Annotated in this window: 26 protein-coding genes and 1 pseudogene; 3 read left to right on the top strand and 24 right to left on the bottom strand. The window is 47.4% G+C overall.

Translation table 11 applies throughout. The features are described 5' to 3' along the window. Positions 1 to 30: 30 nt before the first annotated feature. The 4 genes from L6442_RS21185 to L6442_RS21200 all read right to left on the bottom strand — a co-directional run bounded on the left by L6442_RS21185 (position 31) and on the right by L6442_RS21200 (position 3,579). Positions 31 to 789, bottom strand: a complete 759-nt coding sequence (locus L6442_RS21185) for a class I SAM-dependent methyltransferase (RefSeq protein WP_212980160.1) — start codon at positions 787 to 789, stop codon at positions 31 to 33. A 631-nt stretch (positions 790 to 1,420) separates the two neighbouring features. Continuing rightward, on the bottom strand, positions 1,421 to 2,284 hold the full coding sequence (gene erm, locus L6442_RS21190) for a 23S ribosomal RNA methyltransferase Erm (protein ID WP_212980161.1): 864 nt from the start codon (positions 2,282 to 2,284) through the stop codon (positions 1,421 to 1,423). A 299-nt stretch (positions 2,285 to 2,583) separates the two neighbouring features. Next, positions 2,584 to 3,066: an NUDIX hydrolase gene (locus L6442_RS21195; protein WP_212980162.1), complete on the bottom strand. Its 483-nt coding sequence runs from the start codon at positions 3,064 to 3,066 to the stop codon at positions 2,584 to 2,586. Positions 3,067 to 3,093: 27 nt separating this feature from the next. Further along, the gene (locus tag L6442_RS21200; protein WP_212980163.1) at positions 3,094 to 3,579 is read right to left on the bottom strand and encodes a GRAM domain-containing protein; all 486 of its coding nucleotides are present in this window, start codon (positions 3,577 to 3,579) and stop codon (positions 3,094 to 3,096) included. Positions 3,580 to 3,817: 238 nt separating this feature from the next. Between L6442_RS21200 and L6442_RS21205 the strand changes: the two genes are divergently transcribed. After that, complete coding sequence (locus L6442_RS21205; protein WP_212980164.1) at positions 3,818 to 4,312, top strand: nitroreductase; 495 nt, start codon at positions 3,818 to 3,820, stop codon at positions 4,310 to 4,312. A 99-nt stretch (positions 4,313 to 4,411) separates the two neighbouring features. On the opposite strand, the gene L6442_RS21210 is transcribed toward L6442_RS21205, so the two are convergent. The 19 genes and pseudogenes from L6442_RS21210 to L6442_RS21300 all read right to left on the bottom strand — a co-directional run bounded on the left by L6442_RS21210 (position 4,412) and on the right by L6442_RS21300 (position 23,616). Continuing rightward, positions 4,412 to 5,461 carry a hypothetical protein gene (locus tag L6442_RS21210; RefSeq protein ID WP_212980165.1) on the bottom strand — a complete coding sequence of 350 codons (1,050 nt, stop codon included), beginning with the start codon at positions 5,459 to 5,461 and terminating at the stop codon, positions 4,412 to 4,414. Positions 5,462 to 5,534: 73 nt separating this feature from the next. Continuing rightward, complete coding sequence (locus L6442_RS21215; RefSeq protein WP_212980166.1) at positions 5,535 to 5,918, bottom strand: hypothetical protein; 384 nt, start codon at positions 5,916 to 5,918, stop codon at positions 5,535 to 5,537. A gap of 31 nt (positions 5,919 to 5,949) precedes the next feature. After that, positions 5,950 to 6,390: a helix-hairpin-helix domain-containing protein gene (locus L6442_RS21220; RefSeq protein ID WP_212980167.1), complete on the bottom strand. Its 441-nt coding sequence runs from the start codon at positions 6,388 to 6,390 to the stop codon at positions 5,950 to 5,952. Positions 6,391 to 6,557: 167 nt separating this feature from the next. Beyond that, on the bottom strand, positions 6,558 to 7,514 hold the full coding sequence (locus L6442_RS21225; protein WP_212980168.1) for a phosphotransferase enzyme family protein: 957 nt from the start codon (positions 7,512 to 7,514) through the stop codon (positions 6,558 to 6,560). A 236-nt stretch (positions 7,515 to 7,750) separates the two neighbouring features. After that, positions 7,751 to 8,293, bottom strand: a pseudogene (locus L6442_RS21230) (AAA family ATPase). Beyond that, positions 8,294 to 8,986, bottom strand: a complete 693-nt coding sequence (locus tag L6442_RS21235) for an HAD family hydrolase (protein ID WP_212980169.1) — start codon at positions 8,984 to 8,986, stop codon at positions 8,294 to 8,296. It lies immediately after the preceding pseudogene. Positions 8,987 to 9,278: 292 nt separating this feature from the next. After that, entirely contained in the window at positions 9,279 to 10,343 is a 1,065-nt protein-coding gene (locus L6442_RS21240; protein WP_212980170.1) for an ABC transporter permease, read from the bottom strand. A gap of 25 nt (positions 10,344 to 10,368) precedes the next feature. Beyond that, positions 10,369 to 11,367, bottom strand: a complete 999-nt coding sequence (locus L6442_RS21245) for an ABC transporter permease (RefSeq protein WP_212980171.1) — start codon at positions 11,365 to 11,367, stop codon at positions 10,369 to 10,371. Then, on the bottom strand, positions 11,364 to 12,911 hold the full coding sequence (locus tag L6442_RS21250; protein WP_212980172.1) for a sugar ABC transporter ATP-binding protein: 1,548 nt from the start codon (positions 12,909 to 12,911) through the stop codon (positions 11,364 to 11,366). Before L6442_RS21250 ends, L6442_RS21245 begins: the two co-directional genes overlap by 4 nt. Before the next feature lie 18 nt (positions 12,912 to 12,929). Then, the gene (locus L6442_RS21255; protein ID WP_212980173.1) at positions 12,930 to 13,988 is read right to left on the bottom strand and encodes an autoinducer 2 ABC transporter substrate-binding protein; all 1,059 of its coding nucleotides are present in this window, start codon (positions 13,986 to 13,988) and stop codon (positions 12,930 to 12,932) included. Positions 13,989 to 14,041: 53 nt separating this feature from the next. Continuing rightward, entirely contained in the window at positions 14,042 to 14,863 is an 822-nt protein-coding gene (locus L6442_RS21260; RefSeq protein ID WP_212980174.1) for a BtpA/SgcQ family protein, read from the bottom strand. An 80-nt stretch (positions 14,864 to 14,943) separates the two neighbouring features. Then, positions 14,944 to 16,044 (bottom strand): M42 family metallopeptidase, encoded by a 1,101-nt coding sequence (locus L6442_RS21265; RefSeq protein WP_212980175.1) that lies wholly within the window; start codon positions 16,042 to 16,044, stop codon positions 14,944 to 14,946. Between the two features lie 49 nt (positions 16,045 to 16,093). Further along, a complete protein-coding gene (locus L6442_RS21270; protein WP_212980176.1) occupies positions 16,094 to 17,623 on the bottom strand; it encodes an FGGY-family carbohydrate kinase in 1,530 nt (509 codons plus the stop codon). A 57-nt stretch (positions 17,624 to 17,680) separates the two neighbouring features. Further along, complete coding sequence (locus L6442_RS21275; protein ID WP_194230389.1) at positions 17,681 to 18,433, bottom strand: DeoR/GlpR family DNA-binding transcription regulator; 753 nt, start codon at positions 18,431 to 18,433, stop codon at positions 17,681 to 17,683. 544 nt (positions 18,434 to 18,977) lie between these two features. Continuing rightward, entirely contained in the window at positions 18,978 to 19,355 is a 378-nt protein-coding gene (locus L6442_RS21280) for a DivIVA domain-containing protein (RefSeq protein WP_212980177.1), read from the bottom strand. 218 nt (positions 19,356 to 19,573) lie between these two features. Next, positions 19,574 to 19,933: a replication termination protein gene (locus L6442_RS21285; protein ID WP_194230391.1), complete on the bottom strand. Its 360-nt coding sequence runs from the start codon at positions 19,931 to 19,933 to the stop codon at positions 19,574 to 19,576. Between the two features lie 1,036 nt (positions 19,934 to 20,969). After that, complete coding sequence (locus L6442_RS21290) at positions 20,970 to 22,169, bottom strand: acyltransferase (RefSeq protein ID WP_212980178.1); 1,200 nt, start codon at positions 22,167 to 22,169, stop codon at positions 20,970 to 20,972. Positions 22,170 to 22,292: 123 nt separating this feature from the next. Next, entirely contained in the window at positions 22,293 to 23,066 is a 774-nt protein-coding gene (locus tag L6442_RS21295) for a pirin family protein (RefSeq protein ID WP_212980179.1), read from the bottom strand. 163 nt (positions 23,067 to 23,229) lie between these two features. Beyond that, entirely contained in the window at positions 23,230 to 23,616 is a 387-nt protein-coding gene (locus L6442_RS21300) for a DoxX family protein (protein ID WP_212980180.1), read from the bottom strand. A 251-nt stretch (positions 23,617 to 23,867) separates the two neighbouring features. On the opposite strand from L6442_RS21300, the gene L6442_RS21305 reads away from it, so the two are divergent. Beyond that, positions 23,868 to 24,095, top strand: a complete 228-nt coding sequence (locus tag L6442_RS21305; protein ID WP_212980181.1) for a hypothetical protein — start codon at positions 23,868 to 23,870, stop codon at positions 24,093 to 24,095. A gap of 24 nt (positions 24,096 to 24,119) precedes the next feature. Next, positions 24,120 to 24,416, top strand: a complete 297-nt coding sequence (locus L6442_RS21310; protein WP_212980182.1) for a hypothetical protein — start codon at positions 24,120 to 24,122, stop codon at positions 24,414 to 24,416. A gap of 86 nt (positions 24,417 to 24,502) precedes the next feature. Here L6442_RS21310 and hrpB read toward each other — a convergent pair whose 3' ends face one another. Continuing rightward, positions 24,503 to 26,992 carry an ATP-dependent helicase HrpB gene (gene hrpB, locus L6442_RS21315; protein ID WP_212980183.1) on the bottom strand — a complete coding sequence of 830 codons (2,490 nt, stop codon included), beginning with the start codon at positions 26,990 to 26,992 and terminating at the stop codon, positions 24,503 to 24,505. Between the last annotated feature and the right edge of the window lie 8 nt (positions 26,993 to 27,000).

The following is a 27,000-nucleotide window of genomic DNA, read 5'->3' on the forward strand; positions in this document are numbered from 1 at the left end:
AAACAGCTTCAGCAAACCGCGCATGTATCACTAGCCTTCCCGCTCCCCGGGCTTGCTTCCCGTTACGATACGGACCGGGGGAAAGATCAGCCAATGCGGACCGACAACCCTTACATCAAGAGCGCCAAGCTTTACAAACACTTCCGCATATTCCCCCACATGCTGAAAATCAAGAATGGCGAACCTCCCGCCGGGTTTAAGCACGCGCATGATTTCCCCTAAAGCCCGGGAGCGATCAACCGAATTTTTAATGTTATGAATCGCCAAGCTGGAGACCACCACATCAAAATCGTTGTCCGTAAACGGCATATTTCGCGCATCGCCGCTAATGATCTCCACCCGATCCGCCACCCCTTCAATGCGGGCGTTTGCCCTTGTCACTTCGGGGTCATTTCCGGACTGATCCTGTTTGTTCCAGATATCAACGCCGACAGCTTTACCTGTCGTCAGTCTGCGGGCCGCCGCATTCAACACGAGCCCCCTGCCGCAGCCGACATCGAGCACTTTCTCATCCCCGCGGGGAGCAACGAGATCAAGCAGCCGCTCCCGTTCGCGAAACTTTCCCACTTTGCTGCTCCATACCATATACAGCGCTTCAACCGTCCCAATCAAACAGGTAAGCAAAAATACGACACCCATCGTTATTCCCAGCCACTGCAGCCGTGCCGGGAACACAAAAAAGGCAGCCACGCCAATCATTAGAAATCCGATTCCCATCAGCGACAGGTTACGGACAACGATCGGAGCATCAATACCATAGTTGCCTTTCTGTTTTGGAACTTGCTGCATTACCCTCACCTCCTGAATTTTCCTATCGACTTCTTATAAAATTGTATCATCCGCATGCATAAACATGCTTAAATCCTCTTCTGTTTGATCCACTAACACGAATTTCGAGTTCTACATTTTTTCATCAGGATTCGGGTATGCGCCTAGTACTCCAACTTGGATAATAGCGTCAAACTGATAGCCTATTCTGGTTCGCAAACAGTCTAAAACCCTAAGATATGAAATATTCTGCCGTGAATATCTCCTACGAATGCATTCTTCATAGTCTCCCCTTATCCGTTTAGCATACAACGTTAACCAATGCAAAATTACAGACACCGGATGATGTTCATCTTTTATATTATGCTATCGACTTGCTTTTAATATAGGACAAAAACAATTTAAAAAAATTTTCCTTTCAAGCTTACTATGACTAGGATTTAGAATAGTCTTATGGGTGAATTATGGTGCTGTGGTAATCACCTCCTAATTCCTATTTGTAACCATGGGAAAATCCACTTTCACAATAGCACCTGAAAACTATAATTTGATATAAAAAATAACCGCCCTTTACAGGGCAGCTATGAAGTTGCTTTGGATCTACTACAAAATCAATTATTTATCTTTTCTCTGATCAAAAGTCGCTGATCCTTTACCGCTTCTTCTTATGCGTTCTAAAGTTCTTCGGTATCTTCGGCCACCGGTAGGATTCAACGTGCTGAAGCATGGCAAGAAAGAGCTGGCCCCACTGCTCTTCCGTAAGATGACCGATTGGCTGATTCCGATCGATTCCGAACATCCTCGCCAACTTAGCGATTTGCGGAGGCGTGAAGACTTCTACCAGGGCTGCAACCAAGGGTAACTGCGGCAATCGGAGTCCATTCGCAGCCAGCGCCTTAAACCTGATATGATGATGCGGAGGAACCGCAGGTTTCTTCTTTCTGCTAACCGTTAAAATTGCTGATTCCACGCGGGGCGGCGGTGAGAAATGGCTTGACGATACCGATCGGACGAGCTTAAAATCAAACCACATTCTCCATGCGAGAATGCGCGGGTTCGTGATCGGAACTGCGGTAAAGCGTTTGGCCGCCCCTTTCTCAACGATGAGTGCTGCTCGCTGCAGGTGCACGGTTGGTACGTCTAACAGCTTTCCGAGGATCGGCGTGGTAATCGAGTACGGAATGTTGGCCACCACCGAGAACGGCTTCCGCGGCAAATTCAGCTGCAAAACATCCATCTGATGGATTCGGATATTCGTTTTATCTTGTATCTTACTCGCAAGCTTACGGACAAATCCGGGATCATTCTCAATAGCCAGTACGCTCGCGGCTATCTCTGCCAGCGGGAAGGTGATGGCTCCGGTCCCCGCCCCGATATCCAATACAGTGTCCGTTGAATTGATTTTCGCCAGATCAATCAAATCCTGGACTATACGATCATTGATTAACAAATGCTGTGATGAAAAGTTGGTCGATACCTTGGACTTTTCATGACGTTTTGGAACATTTTTGGACATAAAAAAGCACCTCGTTCATTCGTAATAAGAAATGAAAAAGGTACAGCACAAATAAACCTATGCCATTATCAAAATAATGACAGGTCTATAAGTTTCTGTACCTCTTATTTTCTTAAACGAGTGAATGAGATGCTGTGCATGAATTGGATGCACTGCATGCTTGTAATGCCTAGCATGAAAGAGTATCCTCCAAAAATGAAATGAGAATCGATAAGTTTAATATAACAGATACCTATGAAGCTTTACAATGGCGGTCTTTTGCATGCCAAGAATGCCTTAATTTATCGTTCACGAATAATTCAAGTCGTTCGCTTCCGTTTGATTTCTAACTCGGGTTTCGTAACGTATTCCATATAATGAACATGACCGTCAAGATCCAGATATGCTTGATACCGGGTCCGAATCGCAGGCGAAGTGATCATCTCCAACACTTTGTCCCTTGGAACCCAGCGGCTTTCCGACGTTTCATCCGATGTGCCCAGTTCTCCGCCCACAGGTCTGCATATATAATCCAACATAACCTTTGTAGGTATATCTGTCACTCTATCATGCCATTTATTAGTTCCCGTGTTGGAGTACACGCCAATCAAGATAGAAACCTCAGTCTCAATCCCGCTTTCCTCCTTTATCTCCCTGGCGAGCGCATCCATTAGGTTTTCTCCCGTTTCCACCTGCCCACCGGGAAATACCCATCCGCCATGGATTGTCTGCACCAATAAAATATTCCCCTGCCCATCTTCCACGATTCCGCCTGCCGCTACAATATGCGTTGGCATTGCCATTTTTCAAACCTCGCTTCAATCAGGCTTTCACAGATATTGCTGCTGGGATTCACGGATTCTTTCATTGACGTATTTAATAAAAGCTGTCCGTTTCCATATAACAAACTTGTATTCCCCCCCTGATTCTGTCGTGATTTTAATTCCGTTCGGCACCAGGTTTAACGTATTTCTTTTCTCGATCCCGATCATTTCTTTATAAGTCAGTACCAGCGGTTCTGTCTGAATATTGATGCGGTGAGGTTCAAAGATCAATCGTTGATCTGTCAAGGTTACCCATCCCCCGACTGCTTCTAAACCTCTAAATAAATTGGCGGCTTTTTTGAAGATGATAGTCTCGGATTCTTGCAGCATTATGCATACACCACTTTCTTTAACGTTTGATTTCGTTTCCGCATTTGGCGCAAAAACTATAAGATTGATCCAATATTTATTTACCGCAATAAGGGCAGTATTTAACCTCACCTTTGTCCATACGCTGTATTTTAGGCTGATCTTCGGCATATCTGTCATCATTCATATACCTATTCAACGGACCTTGGCCCCTTTTAAAACTTGTTTTAATTATATACCAAATTCTAGAACAATCGTGGCAAACTTTTAACATGAATTGGATTGATCTAGAAAATCTATTGATTCAATATAAGGGGAATATTTTTGCACCGAGTCAAATATTTGTTGTTGAGTAAAAACTTTTGAAATATACTGAATGTAACCTTTGTGCAAAAACGATATTACCGGAGGTGACATTGCATTGTTGGATGTTTCACGGATGATGTTTGAAGGCTTCATATTATCTGCCGTCTTTTTATTCATCGTACTTGTCTCGCTAGCATACAATCCGCGAATTTGGCTGCAGGATTATCCCAAGGATATTCAAAACCTAGCAGCTGTGCAGACCCCAAAGGAGCAAAAACAGTTTAAATTGATTGGAGCTGTCATCTTTGCTTTTGCTCTCGTTCCATTCATTCTGTCCTTGATGTTTGATGGAGAGCAGATTCCGTTCCGGGCAGCGTTTGGACACTTCTATGTTGTATTCACGATGGTAAGCCTGTCTGATCTGGTGGTTCTCGACTGGGTCATTTTTTGCCTGATTACGCCGCGCTTTATTATCATCCCGGGTACTCATGGAGCCAAAGGATATAAAGATGTTCTTTTTCATTTTATCGGATTCCTTAAAGGTCAAATCATATTTGGCGTTGTCTCCCTGATCCTCGCTGGATTGCGTGTTACCATCGCTTGGCTGTAGACAAGTCGGAATACGTCCACATGATCAAAAGCAAAATCGGCCGACCAAAAAAGAAACGGGACCGAGCAGCCTTGAAACAGTCTCTTGTCCCGTTTTTATTCAACCATGCTTGGTCAAGGCTTGCAGCTCCAACTCCTGCCTCATGCCCAGCTCCATTTTAAATCTTAGATGCATGAACTTATCCAGAAGCGGATGGTTGTATCCCAAACAAGAGCTAATCCTGCCCGGAACTGAATCATCCTTATGCTCGCTGCTCCACTGAAATACCTTCTGGTAAAGATCGGTGACCGACTCTGGATTGAGCGGAGAAAATCTCGCGGGATGCGGATCGCCTGCCAACTTTAATTCCAGCAAATCATGCAAAACTTCCAATTCGTATTCCATTGTCTGTTTATCCATCCCGGCATTCTCAGACCGACCCTTGAAATCCGCGACGAGTTCACCGAATGTCAGTCCGACCGTTTGCATGGACATATACCCCCACCAATGGCTTCCCGTCCCCGTGCTGTACATTTCCCAATGCGGATTCATTAATATGCGTTTGACCTGATCTTTTTGTGCCTCGCCAAACATCGAGATGCCGAATACCAGCCCCGCATTGCAATCCGTGGATGCCTGCTCGCCCCATGCAAGCAAACGGGGAATGATCCGCTCATCTGCAAACTTAAAACCCAGCGCCGGCAAAAATTCAGGAAAAAGCGCCTGCCCATATACCTTTTCCAACTCTTTTTCCAACTGCTCTTGATAGGATTCACATGGGAGATGCAGCAGGCCAAGGCAGGCGTTTTGCGATAGATCATAGTCGTTTGCGCCAATGCAATCCACCATATAGCCGGTATATTTTTCGTAACCCATGTAACCTAGCACATGCAAAAGCTCACTTGGCATATCTTCTTTAAGCATCCCATGCTCAAAGCAAAAATAACCGATTTCCTCTGCCAGTGCCAGATCGCCGCATCTCATGATCGGATCAAGCAGCATCGTACGCCGGTAATCCGAAGGCTGCTCCGCAAAAACGCGAAACAATGCCGCGGCATCATCGTTATCTCCGTATTTCGATGTCACGCGGCAATAAGCCGCAAGGATGCTGCCATCCATTCGCCGGTTCGATCTCAACAGCTGCACAAGTTTTTCAGTATTTTGATTCATTAATACACTCCTGTTTCATAACGTAGACCTGGCTTGTTGAAATTACTTGCTATATTCCTTTCGCGTTTCATTGTCATGAATCATGAACAAGCCATGTTTTTGCCTCTTCGGGATCTGCGTAATATGTGATATTTTTATGTATGCCTGATTTTTTGAGCTTTCTTTTTAGTCTCCAAATGTTAAATCCCGATAATCCAACCACGGATAATTTGTCGATGTATCGATCCAGATCCCGGATTTGACGGATGAGTTCATCCAGTATATTCTCAGTGATCGACGTTTTGTAAAAATCAACCCAAATCTTTAGTTTTTTATTCATTTGGATCATAAAATCTTCTTCTTGTTTCATTAGTTCCATGAGCTTGGCTTCATTTTTATATTTGCTTCCATACTTTAAGCAGTGTATTTCACCTCCTTTGTAATAATATGGGAATATTGAGCCTCCCGGAGATTTCACTGAATGATGCCTCCTCTCAGGCAATGTCTCTTCATCCTTTTCTTTCAAGCGCCTTTTGTTCTCTGTGCTTTTTCCGTTCTTCGGTAAAATCCCACCACTGTTTATTGCTGTCGCGGTAACTGGCATAATGCACGACCAACCGGAATTGGTCTTCAACGCAAGGGTCTATGCGGATTCCATGCAATTGTTCTAATTCTTCCATTAGAATCGCCCCGTCTTTCCCGATCAAATCATCCAACGAAAAATAGCCCAACTGCATGAGATCCTGCGCAAACTTTGGTCCAATCGAGGGGATGCTCTGAAATTCAGCCTGCGCCTTTAGTTCTTTGGCCCGCTGAACGGAAATGCCGAGCAGCGAACACAGTTGATCGACGGAATGATGGATAATCTCACTGATTTTTATTTTGCGCTTCCTTAGGGCTGTTTTCTCGGCTGCAGTCAAATCCAGCTTTGGCGCTTTTGCATTTGGCATCAATATACCACCTTATTTGCGAGATACGGGTCCGGGAAAATTGAAACTTAGGAACCCCTTCTACTAATGTAGCACTCTCCATTCCCGTATCACAAATCGAGTTGACTTTCCATTTTTACATATAATTAAGCTTATATATTGATGGACCAAAAGCATATCCCCGCCATCTAAACTGTCTTTTCAGCGGCTAAAGATATGCCTAAAAACGAATCCTGCTCCAGCAAGGAGTTTTTCATATTTTCCAAATATTGATGCTGGGCTTCGGTTAAATTTTCCTTATCTAAATATTGATTATGATACACACAGGAGTATAAATGCCTGAAATTAATAAAATAATCGATTTGATTAATAATGGAGTCCGCCACATTTTCCGTCACGTAGCCATCCATAAACGACTCATAGAACCGGGCCGCAAATTGAGCACGCTCGGACGAATCCCTAACCGGCAAAGAAGCATGATAGATAACGATGGCGATGTCGTAAGCAAACCAATTCCACTCGCTATCCCCAAAATCAATAAACGTCAACTTCCCCTCGTCGTAAAACAAATTATGATGATGCAAATCGCCATGAATAATTCCAAAGGAATCTTTTGTCTGCTCCATCGCCTTCATTTCATTCAAATAATGGTTCCATTTCCTCTGAATCCCGAAGTCAAACTGATCCATGTTCATATGGTAAAGCTTATGTTCATGCCACTTCGGACGGTTATGTCTTGGGTTATATTGCCTGGAGAGCGAGTGCATTTTCCCCATGCTTTTTCCCCAGTCGTAAAACAATTGGTTATTCCACACGTTCTCGTTGCGGATATCGACATGGCTGCCCGCCACTTTAGGGTAGGCCACAAAAAACATGCCTTCCGGCAAGCTGTTGATATACGATCCTTCAACCAGCAGTGGAGCGCTTACATTTAATCCATGTTCATGCAGGAATTGAACCCACTCGATCTCGGATAACACAAGTTCTTCGGGATCATCCTCACGCTTAAAAAGCTTGGCAATGATCGGAGTGCCTGAAACATAGATCTCATAAACATTGTTGAAGTACCCTCCCAATAACTTGGCATCCGCAGAAGGATCGCCTAATAACTTGATGACTTGATCCAATATTTGCTGATTAATCATATAAAAATAATCTCCTTTACAAATAAAATGGACTTTTCATTTAGCCGGATAATCCCTACTCCTAATGTAACATTTTCCATTTCTCAATCTCAAATCTAGTAAAATATCCCATGTTAACAAACCGGAAAGAGCTTTCTTCCACATAGTCTTCACTTATATTTCAACTGTTCGTGCTTACTTTTCCGCAAGCAAAAAAAGCCGCTCCCCGGCCGCATTGACCGGAAATCGGCATTCGTTCATATCCTCGCTTCAGTCCAAACGCGCTGCCAAATTTCTTCCGCCGTTTCTTCGGGCGACAGACTCGATGAGTCAAGCCACATCCCCATTTTTGGCGTTTCATCGCGCAGTTGGCGATCCAGTTCGCCAATTGACCATAATCCATAACCTTTTTTCGGCCGGGATGCCTCCCTTTTGGCGATTTCCTCCTGATTTGGCGTCAGCACGATAACATATAAAGGACGGTTTCGTATCAACTCTGCCATTTCCTGAAGCATCGGGCCGAGGATAACGTCCTGCAGCACCACATTGAACCCGGCCTCAAAGTACGCATCTGCCGTCGCTGCGGTCAATCGGTATTGCAGGCGCAGCTGCCTGAGCGCTTCTTCCCCGGCATTTGGGAACACTTCCTCTCTTCCGCTCACAATCATTTTTCTGAACATATCCCCGCGTACATGCACGCCTTTTGCAAATTTTTAAGCAAGCAGCTGCGCGACCGTGGATTTGCCGGATGCCATCACTCCAGTAATCAGAAAAATTCCCCTTTCAGCTTGAGTTTGCATTTAAATAACCTCCAATAGCTCATGTAATTGGCTTACCACATATTTGGGCTGATGTTCCTCCGTTAGCGTTAAAACATTTCTGTTATAGAAACAAAAATCGATCCCTGCATTCTTGGCCCCTTGATAATCATCAGTTATCGAGTCGCCAACAAACAGCACCTCATGATTGGATAAGCCGAGTTCATTTAGCGATAGATCGAAAATCTCTTTTCTCGGCTTTCTGATTCCCGCTTCATCCGAAACAACGATCGATTCGAACATGTCATAGATATTACCGGCAGTCAATCTCTTCCGCTGCGCTACGCTGACTCCGTTTGAAATAACTCCCAGCTTGTAACTAGCGTTCAAGGAATGAAGCAGTTCCTCCGCTCCGTCTTCAAAATAACATGTATTGCAAAAATAATTCCAATAGGTATTGGAAAGCGATTCATTCTGGGCTGGACTAAGATGTAACGTGTCCCGGAAGGAACTGCTCAGAACCTCCTCAATGGATTGATTCGGCCCCTGCTTATTCACGAAATCTATCCAATATCTGAAGTTAATTGCCGTATATGCATCCCAGAACTTGCCCCAATTCTCATCTTCATTTATGAATAATTGATGATCCCGGAGAGTTCTTTTCATAGAATCCAGTTCGCTTAACGAGTAGTTTAAAAGTGTATTATCAAGGTCAAAAATAATCGCTTTATACATATGATCATCTCCACTCAGCCGTTGTTATAATAATCCCAGTCATAATCGTCGATTTTCACGAATGCTCCTGCATCGGGGTCACGTTCATATGAATCTATCTTTCTATAATCTGTAAATCCATCCTGTTTACATGCAATCATAATATTCCGTTTATGCGGAAGTCAACTTTCCGTTATGTATGGCTGTAAGATTTATAAATAATGAAAACCAGCCCACTTTGCATTGAATGCATTCCAGGCTGGCTTGGTTTAACTTCAACAAAAGAAGCAAGCAATCTGCTTCGCTAATTTTTTTATGTGATCCTGTGCCTTCTTCGTCCCCACTTGATCTTTGGGCTAAGCACATTGATAACCATAACCAGGATCAGCACGATTCCCCATATGAAATCCTTGAAGAAATTACCGACATGCAGGGCATTCAGGCCGCTCGAGAGGAATTGCAGGGTCAGAACGGCCATGACAATTCCTGCGATTTTGCCGAAGCCGCCGTTTGGGTTCACCCCGCCCATGACCGCAATGAGAATAGCTTGAAGAATGTAGGAGGTTCCGTAATCGGCTTTGGCCGAATTCGTATGCGCGATGATCACTAGTCCGGCGATCGCTGCCAATAAACCGCTGATAGCATAAGTTTTAAGCAATACGTTAGTGTTGTTGATGCCGCTGTAGCGGGAAGCGGTCCGGTTGGTGCCAAGCAGCTGCAGCTTGATGCCGTATGGTCTGCGGTTAAGCAGGATATACATCAAGGCGATGCAAACGGCAAAAAGGATGAGCGGCACCGGGATGCCCGCCAAACTGCCATTGCCTATGCCGGAGAACGCTGCAGGCAGACCGGTAATTGCCTGGCCTTTGGTAAGCACGACCGCCAGCCCCATATACAGCTGCATGCTGCCAAGCGTGACCAAGATCGGGGGGATTCCGATTTTGCCAACCGCAAATCCGTTCAGCAGGCCGCAAATCATTCCGGTAACCATGGAAACGATGACAGCCAGCATCGTCCATAGAATGCTGATCCCGGCAGAAGCATCCGGCGGTATAAACTTGACCATCACCATCGCCGCTAAAATGGAGGTCAAATTGGCCGTGCCCACGATGGAAAGGTCGATGCCGCCGGAAATCATCGTCAGCATCATGGCTAATGCAAGAATGCCGATCTCCGGAAACTGAAAAGCCATCGAGCTGAAGCTGTCAATGGATAGAAACGTATGCGGGCTGAGAATCGACATCATGATAAAGACAAAAACCATGATGATAAACAGACGCGTCAAATTTCCATCCGATTTCAGAAATCGGCTGAATGAGAAAGAGAGATCATGATGGGACAAATCGGGCTCCGTACGCTTTAAGGCGTTGTTGGACATAAAATACCTCCTTCAAAGACAATCCTCAGATAAGGATTGACGTTTGTTTGGCTGTTGACCGTTTCATTTGAAATGCCGCAATCGCGGTGCCGACAAGAATCAGGGCGCCGATGACAAAACGCTGCCAATACGAAGGTATACCGATCAGGATCAAGCTGTTTTGGATCGTTACAATCAGCAGCAATCCAAGCAGCGCACCCAGCACCGTGCCGTGACCTCCTGTAATGCGCACCCCGCCGAGCACGACGGCTGCAATGATCAACAGCTCGCTCCCCAGCAGATCGACCGGATTGGAACTGCGCATCATCGTCGTTTGAATCATGCCGGCGATCCCGGAGAGCAGCCCCACGAATCCGTAGACAAAACATTGCAGAAACGGAAGTGAAAATCCGATGCGTTCGGCGGAAACCGGATCGCCCCCAAGCGCGTAGATGCCGCGTCCAATCATCGTATATTTCATCATAACGGCGACCAGAATGACAACCGCCACTGTAATGAGTACGGACATAGGCAGTCCAATCACAATACCGTCGCTATCGGTGAACTTGATAAACTGCATTTTCCCGAATTCTTCTAGCGGTTTGGGCAAATTGCTGATTTGACGGCTGCCAACGAAGGTTAACAGAAAACCGCTGAAAATCGAGGACGTCCCTAATGTCACAATCAAAGTGGGCAGCTTAAAAAAGGCAATGAGCAGCCCATTGATCAGACCGAGGCATAAACCGATCAAACCTGCCAAAATGAACGGAACCACAACAGGCCCCTCAAAATGCAGCAGCATTAGTATTTTCGTAGCCGTAAACATGCTGAATGTGGCAATGGCGGGAAAAGATACGTCAATGCCGCCTGAAATGATCACCATCATCGTACAAATGACAAAGATGCCTGGCACGATACTGCTTCTAATCAGATCGAACATGTTGGCAGAGCTGAAAAATGCGCCATTTTGAGAGCCAATGACGGTAAATAAAATCAAAATGATGATCGCAACATAAAACTCAGTGGTCTTGAATCTTTTTCTCATGCGGTGTTCCCCCTGTCATGGTCTGGCCCAGGATTCGTACTGCCTGATTCGGAATCTGCCTTGTCATGCATTTCAGCCCATTTCTCTTGCGTGAAAGACCTTCCTTCCGCCTCGCCGACGAGCCGGCCCCGTTTCATCACCAGCACGCGGCTGCAATTTTGTTTGAGTTCGGGCAGGTCATCAGAGATCATCAGGACACCAATGCCTTCCTGGGCCAGTTCCCGAATGACCTGGTGAATATCCTCCTTGGAACCGATATCTACGCCAACGGATGGCCCGTTTAAAATCAGCACTTTGGGAGCGTTAGCCAACCATCGCGCGAGAAGGACACGCTGCTGATTGCCTCCTGACAGCGTCTTCACCGGAGCGAGCGGCGAATGAAGCGCGATCCCCAGCTTTTCGATCCAGCCGCGAACCGTCTGTCTGACTTGGCGGTTATCAATCATACCCAATCGGCCGGTCTGTTTATCAATGACGCTAACGATCAGATTGCGTTCAATGGATTGATTCAGGAACAGCCCTTCCGTTAAGCGGTCTTCCGGCACATAAGCGATATGATGTTTTTCTGCGGCCTGAACGGAATCGATTCGCACCGGTTTGCCTTCCAGATAGATTTGGCCGGAGGTTGCGGGACAAAGACCAAACAGGGACTCCGCGAATTCAGTCCTTCCGGAACCCAAGAGCCCGGTCAAGCCAACAATCTCACCCGGATAAATTTCCATTGATATGTTGTCAAAGCAGCCTTTGAGCGACAGTCGTTCGGTCCTTAGCAAAGGCGTGCCTGTTTGCTTTCGGAAATCGAAATAACTCTCGTCAATTTGACGACCGGTCATATGGAAAACCAGCTTCTCGCGGTCAAGCAGGCCTGCCTGGTCGGAGATGACATTCCTTCCGTTTCGCATTACCGTAATCCGCTCGGAGAGCGCAGACACTTCTTCAAGTTTATGGCTGACAAACAAGATGGATATGCCGTCTTGCTTTAATCCTTCAATCACATGAAATAAAGACCGTACTTCTTTCTGGGTAAGAGCTGTTGTCGGCTCATCCATCACGATTAGCTTGGCCTCCTGCATAAGCGCGCGCGAAATCGCAATCAGCTGCTTATCGGCTACGGACAGGTTTTCTGCTTTTTCGTTCAGATCGAGATCGACGCCGACTTTTTCAAGCGCCAGTTTCGCTGTTTGGCGCATTTTGTTCCAGCTGATCCATCTTCTTCGCTGCGCCAATTCGCCATTCAGAGCGATGTTCTCCGCAACCGTCAGATTGGGGAAAATCGAAAAATCCTGATAAATGACCTGGATGCCGGCATGGATCGCATCAATGGGAGTAAGATGGGGGCGCAATTCCCCATCGATATAGATCTCGCCGCTGTCCGGCGCATACACGCCGGACAGGACTTTGATCAATGTGGATTTCCCGCAGCCGTTTTCCCCGGCCAAACAATGGATCTCGCCGCGTTCGATGCGCAAGGACACGTCCTTTAAAGCTTGAACGCCGGCAAAAGATTTGCTGATTTGACTCAGCTCAATGAGGGCTTGAGGCATGATGGGGTCATCCTTTCCTTAGAAATCATAATCTTTCACGTTATCTTTGGTCACGCCAACCCATGCGCTGCCGTACAGATATTTGCCGTCCACGACTTTTAATTTCTCATATCCGGGAACACCCAGATTGTATCCATCCTTAATTTCCCCTGATTTGCCTTCAAGCACCTTCACAGCCAGCGTGTTCATCGCTTTCGCCGCTTCCGCCGGATCCCAAAAGCCGATCATGGACATCGCGCCGCTTTCCAAATATTTTTGCGATACGGAAGGCACGCTTGTTCCGACGACATGGATTTTCCCGATGAGACCCGATTCTTCGACGGCCAAAGCCGCGCCTGCGGCATCATTGCCGGACGCCCCTTGGAACCCTTTCAGATTCGGATATGCTTTTAATGTTTCACGAAGCTTTTCGCTCGCTATTTTCTGATCATCACTTGTTTCGAGTTGTCTCGCAACCGCTTTCATATTCGGGTATTTTTCCAGCTGACGCTTGTAAGCCCCTTCCTCCCATTGCATATGAGACTTGGTGGTCAGGCTCCCTACCGTCGTCATGTATTCTCCGGTTTCGCCCATCGCTTTGGCCAGATTATCCATCAAAAAAGCGCCGTATTCCAGATTGTCGAATGCTTCGATGTTAAAATCGGTGTTTGCCATGCCGTCCGCTTCATGCGTTATAACAACGATGCCTTTGTCGCGCGCTTTTTTAAGCACGGGCTCCAGCGCTTCGGCCGAGAACGGAACAACCGTGATAGCATCCACTTTCTGCGCGATCAAATCTTCGATAATTTGTACCTGCAGCGCCGCGTCCGCTTTCTGCGGACCTTGCATGAAAGTCTCATGGCCTGTGGTTTGGCCGAATTCCTTCACGCCTTCTTCCATGCGGTCGAACCATGCCACGCCTGTCAACTTGACTACCGTTGCGATTTTATACTTTTTGCCGCTAGCAGGATTCCCTTGGCCCGTTCCTTTTCCTTCCTTGCTGCTTCCTGGTGCGCTCTCACCGCAAGCGGTGAGAACGATGACGCTGAAGATAAGCAGCATGGCGACTGCAGACATTAAGCGTTTTTTTAACATCATTCGCTTCCTCCCCAAATTGTTTTTTAGAGAAATATTGCAAAATCCTGAAGTCTTTATACGGCCACTTTCGGCTTTCTGAATGTGTTCACATCATCCATGAATTCTTTTACACGCGCCTGATCCACATGATTTTCAAACTTGCCGTCAATCTTAAAAGCGGTTCCAACCACGGCCCCGTCAGCGATCGTCAGCTGCTCGATCAGGTTGTCGCGGCGGACGCCTGTATTGGCAAGCACAACGGTATCCGGCACTGAGTCCTTCACGCGTTTCAAAATCTGGGAATCCGTCCGCGATCCGGCCGTAAGACCGGAGACGCATAACGCATCCGGACGGTTATTAAATACGGTCGATCTCGCCACGCTTTCGATATCTCGCTCCGCCACGTATTTAGCCGCTTCGGGCACGATATTGAACAACAGCTTCACATGCTCGGCTCCGATCCGCTGCTGATGGCGTACCGTTTCGCCTACATTGGTGTTCCATAAGCCGAAATCGCTGGCATACACCCCAGTAAAAATTTCGCGAATGAAAAGCGCGCCCGTAGCAGCCGCCAGGTCCAATGATTTTTTGGCATCCCAAAGCACATTGACTCCGAAAGGAACCTTAATTTCCGACTTAAGTTCACCAATCACCCTTCCCATTGCGGCAACGGTTTCCGTCTTCACATTTGTCAGATAAGGCAGGCTGAATTCATTGGAGAACATCACGGCATCCACGCCGCCATCCTGCAGCGCGTGCAGATCCTTCCGGGCCATTTCGACGACATAATCCATTCCCTTTTCCTTATCAAAATAAGGATCTCCCGGCAAAGCCATCAAGTGGCACATCGCAATAACCGCTTTCTCTGTCCCCAACACTTCCTTTAACCATGTCATATGAACTCATCCTCTCCCAAATAGTAGTGTACACGAATATTTTTCATTCATTGCATCAATGCAGTATTATCGCATTAAAGTTAACCGCGGCTAAAATCAATGCTTCCGTCAAACGTATAAACAAGCCGTTCCAAAAGCAGCACCAGTTTATGAACATCCTCCAAATCCACGGACTCGACGGGGGCGTGAGTATAACGGGCAGGGTATCCAAGATCCACCATCGGCAGTCCCTCATTCTCCAACTGGCTGAAAGAGGCGTCGGTCAATATCCCCATAAAGACAGCCGGCTGAAGAGGGATATGATGCGCTGCGGCAATCTTTTTGATATGTTGAACCAGCTTTGGATTGGGAATCAGCCCGCCAAGCGTGCCGCGGCCATGGAAGGTATACATTCCGATGCTTGGTCCGCCTCCCAGATAAATGTTTCCCTTGTTAAGCAAGTCGGGTGTATCCGTGGCAATGGTTATATCGAGCGTAATGGCCAGCTGCGGGTTGATGCGCCTCACTGCAGGCAGAACGCCGCGTAAATTGAATTCCTCCTGAACCGAAAACACCAAATACAGCTCGCATGAGAGTTCCTTGTCTTTCACCAGGTCTGCTAATTCCAGCAGCGCTAAACATCCGGCCCGATTATCGAGCGCATTGGAGAATACTCGGGACCCGTTGGTAAAAAATTGCCGTTGATACATGATGGGCGTGCCTGCATCAATTCCGGCCATTTCTGCTTCCTGCCGCGATTTGAAGCCGAAATCCGCAAACACTTCACTTACCGGTAGGACCCGGTATTTCTCATCGCTTGGCGTAACATGATGGGACTTGGTACCGATCACCCCGTTCCAAGTCTTCCCGCCGGCTTCGATGATCACCGATTGCCCGGCCAAGCTTTTCTCAGGTATGCCGCCAAGGCGCTCCACGCGAAGAAAACCGCTCTCCTCGATTTTATTGACCATAAGCCCTAACTCATCCATATGTGCAAATACCATAACCCGGTAAGGTTCGGGAACCGCAGATCTGTTCATTTTGACCGTCACATTGCCTAGAGCATCCACATGAACTTCTTGAGCGCAATCCTTGAATTGTGCCCGCACATACCGGATGACCGGATCTTCATAACCGGAAACTGCCGGAAGCGATGTCAGCTCCCGCAATCTATTTTTCATTTTTTCTAATTTTTGCTCCATCCGCTTACCTCCTCTGCCTGTAACCGCTTTCCGAAAATGCTGTTTTCAGTCATAAAACCTTCATCAAGCTTTGGGTTTGCTCATACAACCGTCGGTAAACATCGTAATAACGTTCATACAGCTCCAAATGCTCACGCCGAGGGTCAACGGAGCGGTCAATCTCCACCCAATGGCCAACATCGCTTAAGTTATGATGCCAGCCAAGCGCCATTGCACAAATGTAAGCGTTTCCATATGAAGCCCCAACCGTCACCTTCGGGATTGTCTGGCGAACCTGGCATATATCGCTGACGCTTTGCAGCCACAGCGGACTTTTGACGCCGCCGCCGACGGCGACCACCCGGTTGATGGATGCGCCCAACTGGTTCATCGCCTCGAAATTATGCCGGATCGAATAGGAGATTCCTTCCACTAAAGAACGATATAGATCTGCCGTCGTATGATTCAGTGACAGACCAAATATCATTCCTTTGGCAAAAGCGTCATGTACAGGGGTTCTTTCGCCGCTGAAATAGGGCAGCGTGATCAATCCGTTAGCTCCCGGAGGGCTAAGCCCGGCCTGTTCGGTCATGTAAGCGTAAGCCTCTTCAACGGTCATGCCTGCTGACGCTCCGCTTGAATCCCGGCCCAAACATTGGTCGACGAACCAGCGCGTAAGCGAACCTGCCGTCGCTGTTCCGCCTGTCAATGTATGTTTGCCTGGGATGACATGCAGATTGGGCCACAGCTGTTTCGTTTTGGGTATTTGGTCGGTTGTCAGGATAAAAAATGTAGAGCTTCCATACATCATCATCAGATCGCCTTCATGTACGGCCCCGATGCTGATTGCCTCGGACATGGCGTCGGCCGTGCCGGCAATGACTTTCGTTCCCGGGGCAAGCCCTGTTTCAATAGAGGCATTCAGTGTGACTTTTCCTACGATGTCGGTACTCCATGCTGGGGGCGGAAGCTTGTCGGCATCCGTGATTAACGATACCATATCCGGGTTCCATGTTTGGGAACGGATATCGAATAGTGGGGCATAGTTGATGGCGGTATATCGGTCTATGACGCATTCATTCGTTAACTTATAAACGAGATAACCTGAACCGCATAAAAATTGATAGGTCTTGGAGTAAATTTCGGGTTCATGTTTGCGGATCCACAAAATTTTAGGGCCGGCAGCCTGAGAAGATAAGGACTGTCCAGCAATTTCAAAGATTTTTTCTTCCCCGCCGAGCTGGTTCAGTTCCGTGATTTCCTGCTCGGACCGGGTATCGATTCCATAGAGAATCGCTTTGCGCAGCGGTATCCCGTTCTTGTCAATCGGCAAAAGCGCGGGAGCGATGGTGCTCACTCCTACTGCCTTCACGTCTTCGGAACGTATGCCGTACCTGGATCGGGCATCCTTCAGAAGCTTATTGGACAGCCATTTAAAATCATGCCACCAGGTGAGCTCGGCATCATGCTCTGCCCATCCCCGATTGGGAATGTCAAGCCGGTGAGCAACCGCATGCTGAGTCAGGATTCGACCCCGCGGATCTACCAGCACCCCTTTGGATTCGTATGTCCCGATGTCGATCCCCATTACATATGACATATTTTTGAAATCCCCCCGCTTAAAAGGCTTCATCAAATCCGGAAAGCGGGCCCAGCACTATACCAATGTGATTTTCCCCTTAAACCCCAAGTCAAAAACCGGATGATGTTCGCCATCGCTGCGATTGGTGATGATCTCGCTTACCTGATCGTATTCGCATACCTTGAGAAGCGATGAAGTCCCCATTTTAGTCTTATCTGCCAGGGCAATCACTTGCTTGGATTGTGAGATAAAGGCCTGCTTGACTTCAACCTCTTCCACGCTGTAATCCGTTAATCCGAGTTCCCTGTTTAATGAAGCGAGTCCGAGATAATAACGGTCAAAATTGAACTTTTTGATCGTTTCGATCGCAATACTGCCCACCATCGACATTTCATTAAAACGAATAAGCCCGCCAATCATATATACTTGGAGATTGCTTTTGGATAAAATCGATGCGACCTGAAAGGATGAAGTAAATACCGTAATGCCTCTGCGCTTGACTAGCGCTTTGGCAACCTCCGCCGTCGTGGTCCCCACATCAAGAGCGATAACCTCCCCTTCGCGTATTTGACTCGCTGCATATTGGCCGATTTGCCGCTTGAAGTCATGGTTTTTCTTCTCACGTTGGATGAACAGCGGTTCGTTGTCCTGATCGGGAAGGGCAGCCCCTCCTCTACGTCTTGAAATCAGCTCCTTCTTTTCCATCGCTGCAAGATCCCGCCTAACCGTGACTTCAGACACGTCCAATTGCTGAGCCAGTTCTTCAACGGACAAAGGTGAATTTTCATGCAATAAATCCAAAATGAGCTTCTCTCTTTCAGTTGACATTTCCCATCAATCTCCTTGTTTGAATATTAACATAATGATCATTTTACAATCAATAAAAATCATAAATTGATCAAAATAAATATTAAACCGATCATAGTCTACATAAATCTGCTTGTAAACAACTAATTTAATCACAGACAACCTTATGTATTTGCAATAATTTAGCATATAACACGTACATCTCATATAAATTTAACAATGATCAATCTATGATCATAAAAAAACTTCATTTGATCTATGTTTGCGCGTATGCTTATCTTACCATACACCATCAAAAGGATTTTTGAAGAAAAACTAAAAAAATCGCGCCAGGCGCGGTAAGGATATTGGCTTCTTGAAATTTTTACTTTCTTATATCAGGATTTTGCAAAATTCGGTTCCAACCGCTCCCGGGTACAATATATAGACGAACTAAACCGTTTCGCTCTATTTATTGCTAGATTGAAAGCCGCTCCTTGGATTTTTGCCAAATGCTCATATGTAAAAAAACTCCCCCAAAAACTTTGTTTCCGGAGGAGTTTCTTGCTTGATTTATGTAGCTGTATCAATCCACGAAAAAATCAGGTTCGGGTCTGATCTTGGTCTTGAGCTGTCTGAGGTTGTACTCCATTTTGAGCACGATGTCCTCGATTTGCTTCGGATCAATGGTGAAACGTTCAGGTTCGGAACGGGAGCCTGATTTCATATCGCGCAAGGCGACCTGCTGCTCCTGCCATTTATCCATCAAATCGGAAATCGTTGCGTAAAATCGTTCATAATCGCTAATAATTTCATCCAGGTAGGAGTCCACTTCTTCCGGATCATACCCTCTGAGTTTGGTATTAAAGACCTTTTCGTGAATCGAAAGAGCATCCAAATGTATACCCAGCTGCTTAAACAGCTTTCTCTGCTTATCCAGTCGGCGCTGCATATGTTCATCCATTGCCATTACCTCCAAATCGGTTGCTACTCAAACGGGTGATCATTTCATTATATACATCCCCTCTATTTTTTATATCATAACCAGAGCCAAGATGAAAATGTTTCATCGTTATTTTTGGAAAATGTGCCATTTCAAGCGCCTATCCCCCTATTTAGAGCAAACAAAATTTTGATTATAAAATCATTGATGCCGCTTCTAATACCTTCGCACTTCACTCATCAATAATTATCCTTAACCGCCTTGTTCAACATGCCCAGACAGCGGTCCAAATCGGTTTTCACCTGTTTTTTATACAGCTTGGCTTTTTCATGGCCGTCTTCGGTAAAGTGATATAACACAATCTCCTGAAAATCAACGCGTGGGTCATTGCCCTTAAGCTGCTTGGTCCGGTAAAAAATCCCCTCTTGGACCAATTCATGCAGCGCCCGATAAATTTCGCTTTGCGGCGGGGCGTAACCGAAGCTCTTAAATTCCGCTCTCATCTCCTCCAGCATCTGATAGCCATATCCCCGGTGCTGTTCAACCATCGTGATCAGATACGTTTTAATAAAAGCACGCTGGGCAATCATAAAAGCCACATCATTTCCCCCTTTGCATTTCCTTCATTAACCAATTTACTTTCCATTATAAACAACTATTTTTCAATATGCATATTATGAAATCTTCAACTGAAATTCACTGCGGCTTTCCGGAAGAAATTCCTCAGGTTGGGAAGCGAAAGCCAATAAGGAATCGGTACCTCAAATATGTTCCAGCTATGATGACGTACGAAAAACACGCAGGCAATATATGCGGTCACCAACCCACGGATAAGCTTAAAAACCAGCCCACGGATAAGCTTAAAAACCAGCCCACGGATAAGCTTAAAAACCAGCCCACGGATAAGCTTAAAAACCAGCTGTCGCTCGCATATTTACTCTCGTCCTAGTGCTCAGGCTGTAAAAGTTCATAGTAACGGACATCACGGCCGCTAATTGGCTAAAAACAGCCATTTTTAAATTTTAACGGACACCACAGCGCTTAATTGCTCCGAAACACCGCCAAAAGAGGTTTTTTCACCAAATAGCTGCATCTGTGTCCGTTAAAAATCATAATGCTCAAAATTGACCTCAATAGCGGCCGCTGTGTCCGTTAAATTTTTCTGCGAATCGCATCATGAGTACGAACCGCATCGTAGGCAAATCGCATCGCATCATGAGCGCGAATCACATCATAGCAGATCGCATCGCATCATGAGCTCCGAATCTGCATTGCATCATGAGATCCGAACCACTTCATAAGGGGCAGATCTGCACCGCGTCATTTGTGCGGCTCTGAGAAGCGAATAAATGATGCCTGTTTTCTTAGGTTGCTAATATTTATCCACATTCCGCTTTGTTCTAATGCTTGAAATGATGTTAGCAGCAATAAAGTCCCTTTGAAGCAGGTTGTATGCAAAATCGCCATTTTCCCTACTATGAATTTTTCATATGATGCAATTATCGAATAAAAACCTAGGCGAGCTCCATGCTACTTAACCAATTTGAATGATGAAAATGACTCCACTAACAAAAAAGACCCGCTACTGCTTTCGATCTCGAAAACAGAGCGGGCCTAACAGTACATCACGTAAAATCAGCCGCCTTCAACCGACCGGGACGGGACTGAAGACTGCGCAGGGAACCTGCCTCGTTTGTTGGCACGCAGCGACGACACGCCGATCATCCATTTCCCAAAGGGCAGATATGAGAGCGCCATCGCCACCGCATACGATAATACGACGCAAACCAGAAAAGAAATCATCATCCGTACGGTCACATTCCACCCTGCAAACAGCCAGTGATCCAAATTGTAGCTATTCCTCAACATTAATGCATGCGCCAGATACGCTCCATAAGAATAACGGCCTAACGCATTCATCACCTTTAAGCTGCCTGGCCCTGACTTTTCAGTCCATTTTTTCGCGCTAGCATAAAACACAAAAATAGAGCTGACAAGAAATAACGTAATAAGCGGGCGCAATAATGCAAGCATGTTAAACGAGACATGATATTCAGGTGGCGTTCCGAAGCTTTGCACCGTAATATATGCATAATACCCGAACAAAAGCAGGAATGCTGGCCAGTAAACGTATTTTCCTTTCAGCAGCAGCCGCTTCCAACGGTCCGGATTCATCCCTGCCGCAGCGCCGAGAATAAAATAAAACGCAAAATACAAGAAGTTGCGATCCGCATACGTCGTAAAAAACGGGGTCAAAACCGGAATATCCGCCTCCGCCATCCATCCGCTTATTCGGAATAAATTATAAAGCAGCATTAGGCAAACAAGGCCGAAACCGGCCAGCGTCCAGGCATGCCAGCGGAATGAAGTACGCCGGGCGCACTCGCGCATGATATACCTGAGCAGCGGAAACAGCAAATAAAACTGAAAAATCATAACGATGTACCATAAGTGGTAGCTGCTTTTCCCGGTGATCAGCATCATGGCCCATTTCCCGAACTGAGGCCAAAACGGATGGCCCAAACCTTGGTTTACTATAAAATAAATCAGCGACCAAAATATATAGGGGACCAGAATATCTTTAAACCGTTTGCCTATAAACGATCCATACCGGAGTGAACCGTCATAATTGTAAAACAGAACCAATCCCGTAATAAAAATAAAGACAGGAACGGCAAACTTGGCTGCAAGCACCAAAAGGGTCATCCATAACCCATCCGCCGGCCCAATTCCATCCACTGCGGCATAGTGGGCAATCGAATGCTGCAGCGCTACGGCCAGAAAGGCCAGACCGCGCAGTAGTTCGATTTCACCGATCCGCTCCTTTTTGGGCATTCGCCTCATCTCCAGTCCACAAAAATCTTTTATTATTGTATATACCACTCCGCTATGCGCGAAAAACAAAAAAGAGCGCCAGCCAGAATAGTATCATCTGACGCGCTCCTTTGACAAATCATTTTAATATTTTTTGGGGATTAGCCCATAGTTTACACGATCTGGCACTTCGATAAGCAGCATCCGGACGGGTTCATGATCCGCGCGAAGCAAAATGTTCTTTTCGGCATCGGCGGTGGTTAGAAGCATGAAATCACGTTCCCGGAAGGCTTCGTGCCGCCCTTCACCTGACTCCCAGTTTCCCGCCCCCCGGACAGCAAGCGCCGCAACCGTGGTTCCCTCGGACAATGTATGACGGTATGCGCTATGCGGCTGTACTTCAACGTCCCGCATTTTCGCTTCGGCCGTCAAACGGATCGGCGAACCATTGCCGAGAATATCGACCGCACGCACACCATCCTGTTCGGACACTGGGAACTCCCCAGACTCATACTGTTCGTATGCGGGCGACTTCCGGGATTCCGCCTGCAGGTCGGGCTCGAACCAGATCTGGAATGCCTCCATATCCGGTCCAAGGAACCGTTCCTCATGACTGACGCCGCTGCCTGCTTTGATGACCTGAACTCCCCCGGCGCCTACAGTGCTTCGCGTTCCCAAAGAATCGCCATGCTCCGCCGTTCCGCTCAATACATACGTCATAATCTCAAACCCGTAGTGAGGGTGTGAGGGAATATACCCTTGCGAAGGCGTATGGGCCCATGCCCAATAAAACAATGGTCCGACACGGTTGATAACAGAACCTTCCCCAGAAAAGCCGATTGGCTTCTGTTCGGTGATTTTTCCGTGATCAAAAACCCCTTTTCCTTGCATTGCCGGTGTATACAGACGAATTTTCATCGGGTCATCCCTCCCCTTGAATTGGAATAAGAAAAACGTCTATCGACGTACTTTCACAGAAGACAGACCGCTATTAGCGGATGTTTTTCTTGCGATTATAGAATGACTTAAGCTCTGCTTAAAACTTATACATTCTATAATCTTCAAAAAAGCGGCTGAAAATTTAAAACAAGTGATATGCCCCAGGCCCAGTTAATGCGACCCCGACCACAACCGCAAGCAAAATGAGGTTGAATTCATACCCGTTTTGCGTGGCCCAAAAGCCGTTTTTGCCGTGAACGGTCACGATTGCGCCGATCATGGTCACCGCGATCATCGCTGCCGCAAGAGGCGTCAACACGCCTGCCGCAAACAGCAGTCCGCCTGCAAACTCGAACAAGCCAATCACAATTGCCGCTAAAACGCCAGGTTTCACATGAATCGACTCAAACCAACCCGCCGTTCCTTTAATGCCATAGCCTCCAAACCAGCCAAACAGTTTTTGGGCTCCATGCCCTACAAATGTCAATCCTACAATCAATCTGATAATTAGCAAACCCCATGCAACCATATTTATCTTCCTCCATTTTATTATTCTCAATTTTGTTTAGCTTTATTTAAAGATATTTATCAAAAAAAAATTTTTTCTAATATTTCGTTAATCTTATCATGATTCTCTCTCCCATGTGTTTCGTTATTTATCTTGATATAAAGATATATGATTTTTAGACTTTAGTCAATACTTTTTTTCATTTTTTGTTTGAATGGATAGGTTATTACCTTCCCGCTTATAATATTTTGAAAAGAAATGGAGTGCCGTATATGGAAATCATCCGTCCCGAACCAAGCGCCGTCCCTGAGGCTAATCTTTTGAACTGGCAAATGCTTATAAGACATGAAACGTTACGTTTAATTAAATCCGGTACCTTCATGCAGTTGGTCTCCAGCCCTGAACTTGCGGATATTGCAAAAGAATGCTCCGCATTAAACCGACAGCTGCTAAAGCTTGCGCATAAACGATTTACGCACTCCTCGGACCATCAATCGTAGATATTCGCCTAAGAGGTGACAGCATTGAACCCCATGATGGAAAGCTTGCTGGGCATGAAAGCCTTTAATGACCAATTCATCGCCGAAGACCTGCTTCAGGATAATCTTCTTCGCCTGCAAATGCTGGCACAATGTTTGGAGTCGGCTAATAGCCGGGAACTAATCCATGAACTGCTGCCGCAGCTGACCGCTTCCATTCAACTTGAACAGCGCCTGCTTCAGCTTTGCCTGGACAAAGACTGGCTGCATCAAGATGCTGCCGAACAATTCTCCAGGGATGTCAAATGGGCGCACAAGGCATTGGCGATGTTACCGGAGTAAACTTGGTAAATGATAATGTTTGTTTTCGATATTAAAAAGGCCTCTGCCGATGGCAGAAGCCTATATTATTCACCCCGAAGCATTGATCATGTTTGAGGCCGGGTTCGTCTGGTCGGAATAGCCTCAAGCGGATCATCCGGCCAATAATGCTTGGGGTACCGGCCTTTCAAGTCCTTTTTCACGTCAAAATATCCATTCGCCCAAAAGCTTGCCAGATCCGACGTGATTTGAACCGGCCGCTGTGCCGGAGACAACAGATGCAGCGTCAGCGGAATTCTGCCGCGGCCGATCCGCGGCGTTTCACGCAGGCCGAACATTTCCTGCAGTTTCACTGCAAGCACGGGTTGCATAGGATTGCTGTAATCAACGATTATTCTGGAGCCGCTTGGTACCGTGATATGCGTAGGCGCTTCCTCATCAAGGCGCGTTTTCTTATCCCAACCCAGCGTCTGTTCCAGGATGGCCGCTAACTGCAGCTTTTGCAAATCCGTGCGGCTTTTGGCGCCATAAAGATATGGAAGCAGCCATTCCTCCAGACTCCCAAGCAAAGCGGCATCTTTCATATCCGGCCACTCTGGATCCGCATGGTGCATCATCTGCAAACGCTGGCGCAGCTGCTTGGCATGTTTGGTCCAGGGGAGGATGCCGAGCCCCTCGGTCCGAATCCCCTCCAGCAAGGCCAAGACTACCCGTTCCGGGGACGGCTGCTCCGCAGGTGATTCGCGGAGAATAACGGCGCCGAGGCTGGTCTGTTTGCGCGCTTTTACGCTCCCTAACGTCCGATCCCACTCCACTACCGTGTCATCCACGATCTCGTCCCCATGATAGCGCTGAATATCCTCAAGATTTAGCGGTGCTGCCAGCAAAATTTTACCTTCAGCTCCTTTTCGGTCATCGACTGCGGCTGCAGTGATATAGGCTGAACGGCTCAAGAGCTGGGCTCCCGGCAGTTCGACACCCCGCCCGGAAGTAAGCAAAAACTTCCCATTTCCGCGGTTCTGACCGATACGGTCCGGATAAGCAAATGAAAGCAGCAAACCGCATTTTTCAAGATCGACCTTTTCACTGGCAGCTATTCCAGTTTGTTTCCTAATATGCTTGCTTTCTTGGGCGATCCGTTTCAAAGCGGACTCATCGGCATCCCTGACAGCTCCCCCTTGTTCCCACATGCAAACAGCCTGAGCTCTGCTCCGGATATCCGCGTCACGCTCCGCCCCACGGAATAGATCTCTTTCCTGAAGAACAGCTGCAAGCGTGGATCCAAGCCGCCCATGCCCCAGATAAGCAGCTTGAAGCATCATTACCGCCAGCCGGGGATGCATGCCAAGCTCAGCCATTCGTTTCCCTTTATCCGTAATCATTCCGTCCTTCGTCACGGCTCCAAGCCGCTGCAAAAGTTCCCGGCCCCGCTCATAGGCTTGGGCTGGAGGCGGATCGAGCCACAACAGCTTGTCCGCATCCCGTACTCCCCACGTCGTCAGTTCGAGAACAAGCGGCGCCAGATCCGTTTCGAGGATTTCCGGAGCATTCCGCTCACGCAAATGATCCTGGGCTTCGCGGCTCCACAGCCGGTAAGCTACCCCGGGAGCGGTCCGCCCTGCACGGCCTCTGCGCTGATCAGCAGATGCCCGGGATACCTGGCCCGTGGCCAAATAAGGCATGCCGGTCCGCGCAGAGAACAGCTGCGTACGCATGAGCCCGCTGTCCACGACGATGCGGACCCCGTCAATCGTCAAACTTGTCTCCGCAATCGACGTCGCCAATATCCATTTACGCCTGCTTGCCGGATCCGGACGCACGGCCGCGTCCTGTTCCTGCTGCGGCAGCTGGCCGTACAGCGGCCGGATGACGCAACCAGCCGGGATGCCTCCTCGCTCAAGTTCCGCCTGTACTTTGCGGATTTCTCCGGCTCCGGGCAAAAACGCAAGCACATCCCCGGGATGGTCCGCTGCAGCTTCGCGTATAACCGCAGCCATATGCTGCTCGGGTTTGATTCCGGCAGCAGGCGGCTTGTATACCGTTTCTACCGGAAACTGGCGTCCGGGACAGTTCACCACGGCTGCATCGCCGAGCAAAGCCGCCACCGGTTCCGCTTCGAGTGTGGCGGACATGACAAGAATCCGCAAATCCTCCCGAAGCACAGCTCTGGATTCCAAAGCAAGCGCCAGCCCCAGATCTCCCTGCAAATTGCGTTCATGGAATTCATCAAAAATAATCATGCCTACATCCGCAAGCTCCGGATCGCTTTGCAGCATCCGAGTTAGGATACCCTCTGTCACGACTTCGATTTTTGTCTTTTTGCCGGTCCGGCTTTCCATTCTTACGCGATATCCGACCGTTTCCCCCGTCTGCTCGCCTAAATTTCCGGCCATGTATTCAGCCGCGGCACGCGCTGCCAGACGGCGTGGTTCGAGCATAATAATCTTGCGGCCTGACAACCAGTCCTCTTCCAAAAAAGCAGGCGGAACCTGCGTCGTTTTCCCCGCGCCCGGTTCGGCCACAAGCACTGCGGATGTGGCTGTACGCAGTTTTTCCTTGAGCTCGGGAAGCACCTTCTGAATCGGCAACTCATTCATTCGTTTCT

Origin of the sequence: Paenibacillus azoreducens, from assembly GCF_021654775.1 — a bacterium.
Taxonomy (GTDB): Bacteria; Bacillota; Bacilli; order Paenibacillales; family Paenibacillaceae; genus Paenibacillus_AQ; species Paenibacillus_AQ azoreducens.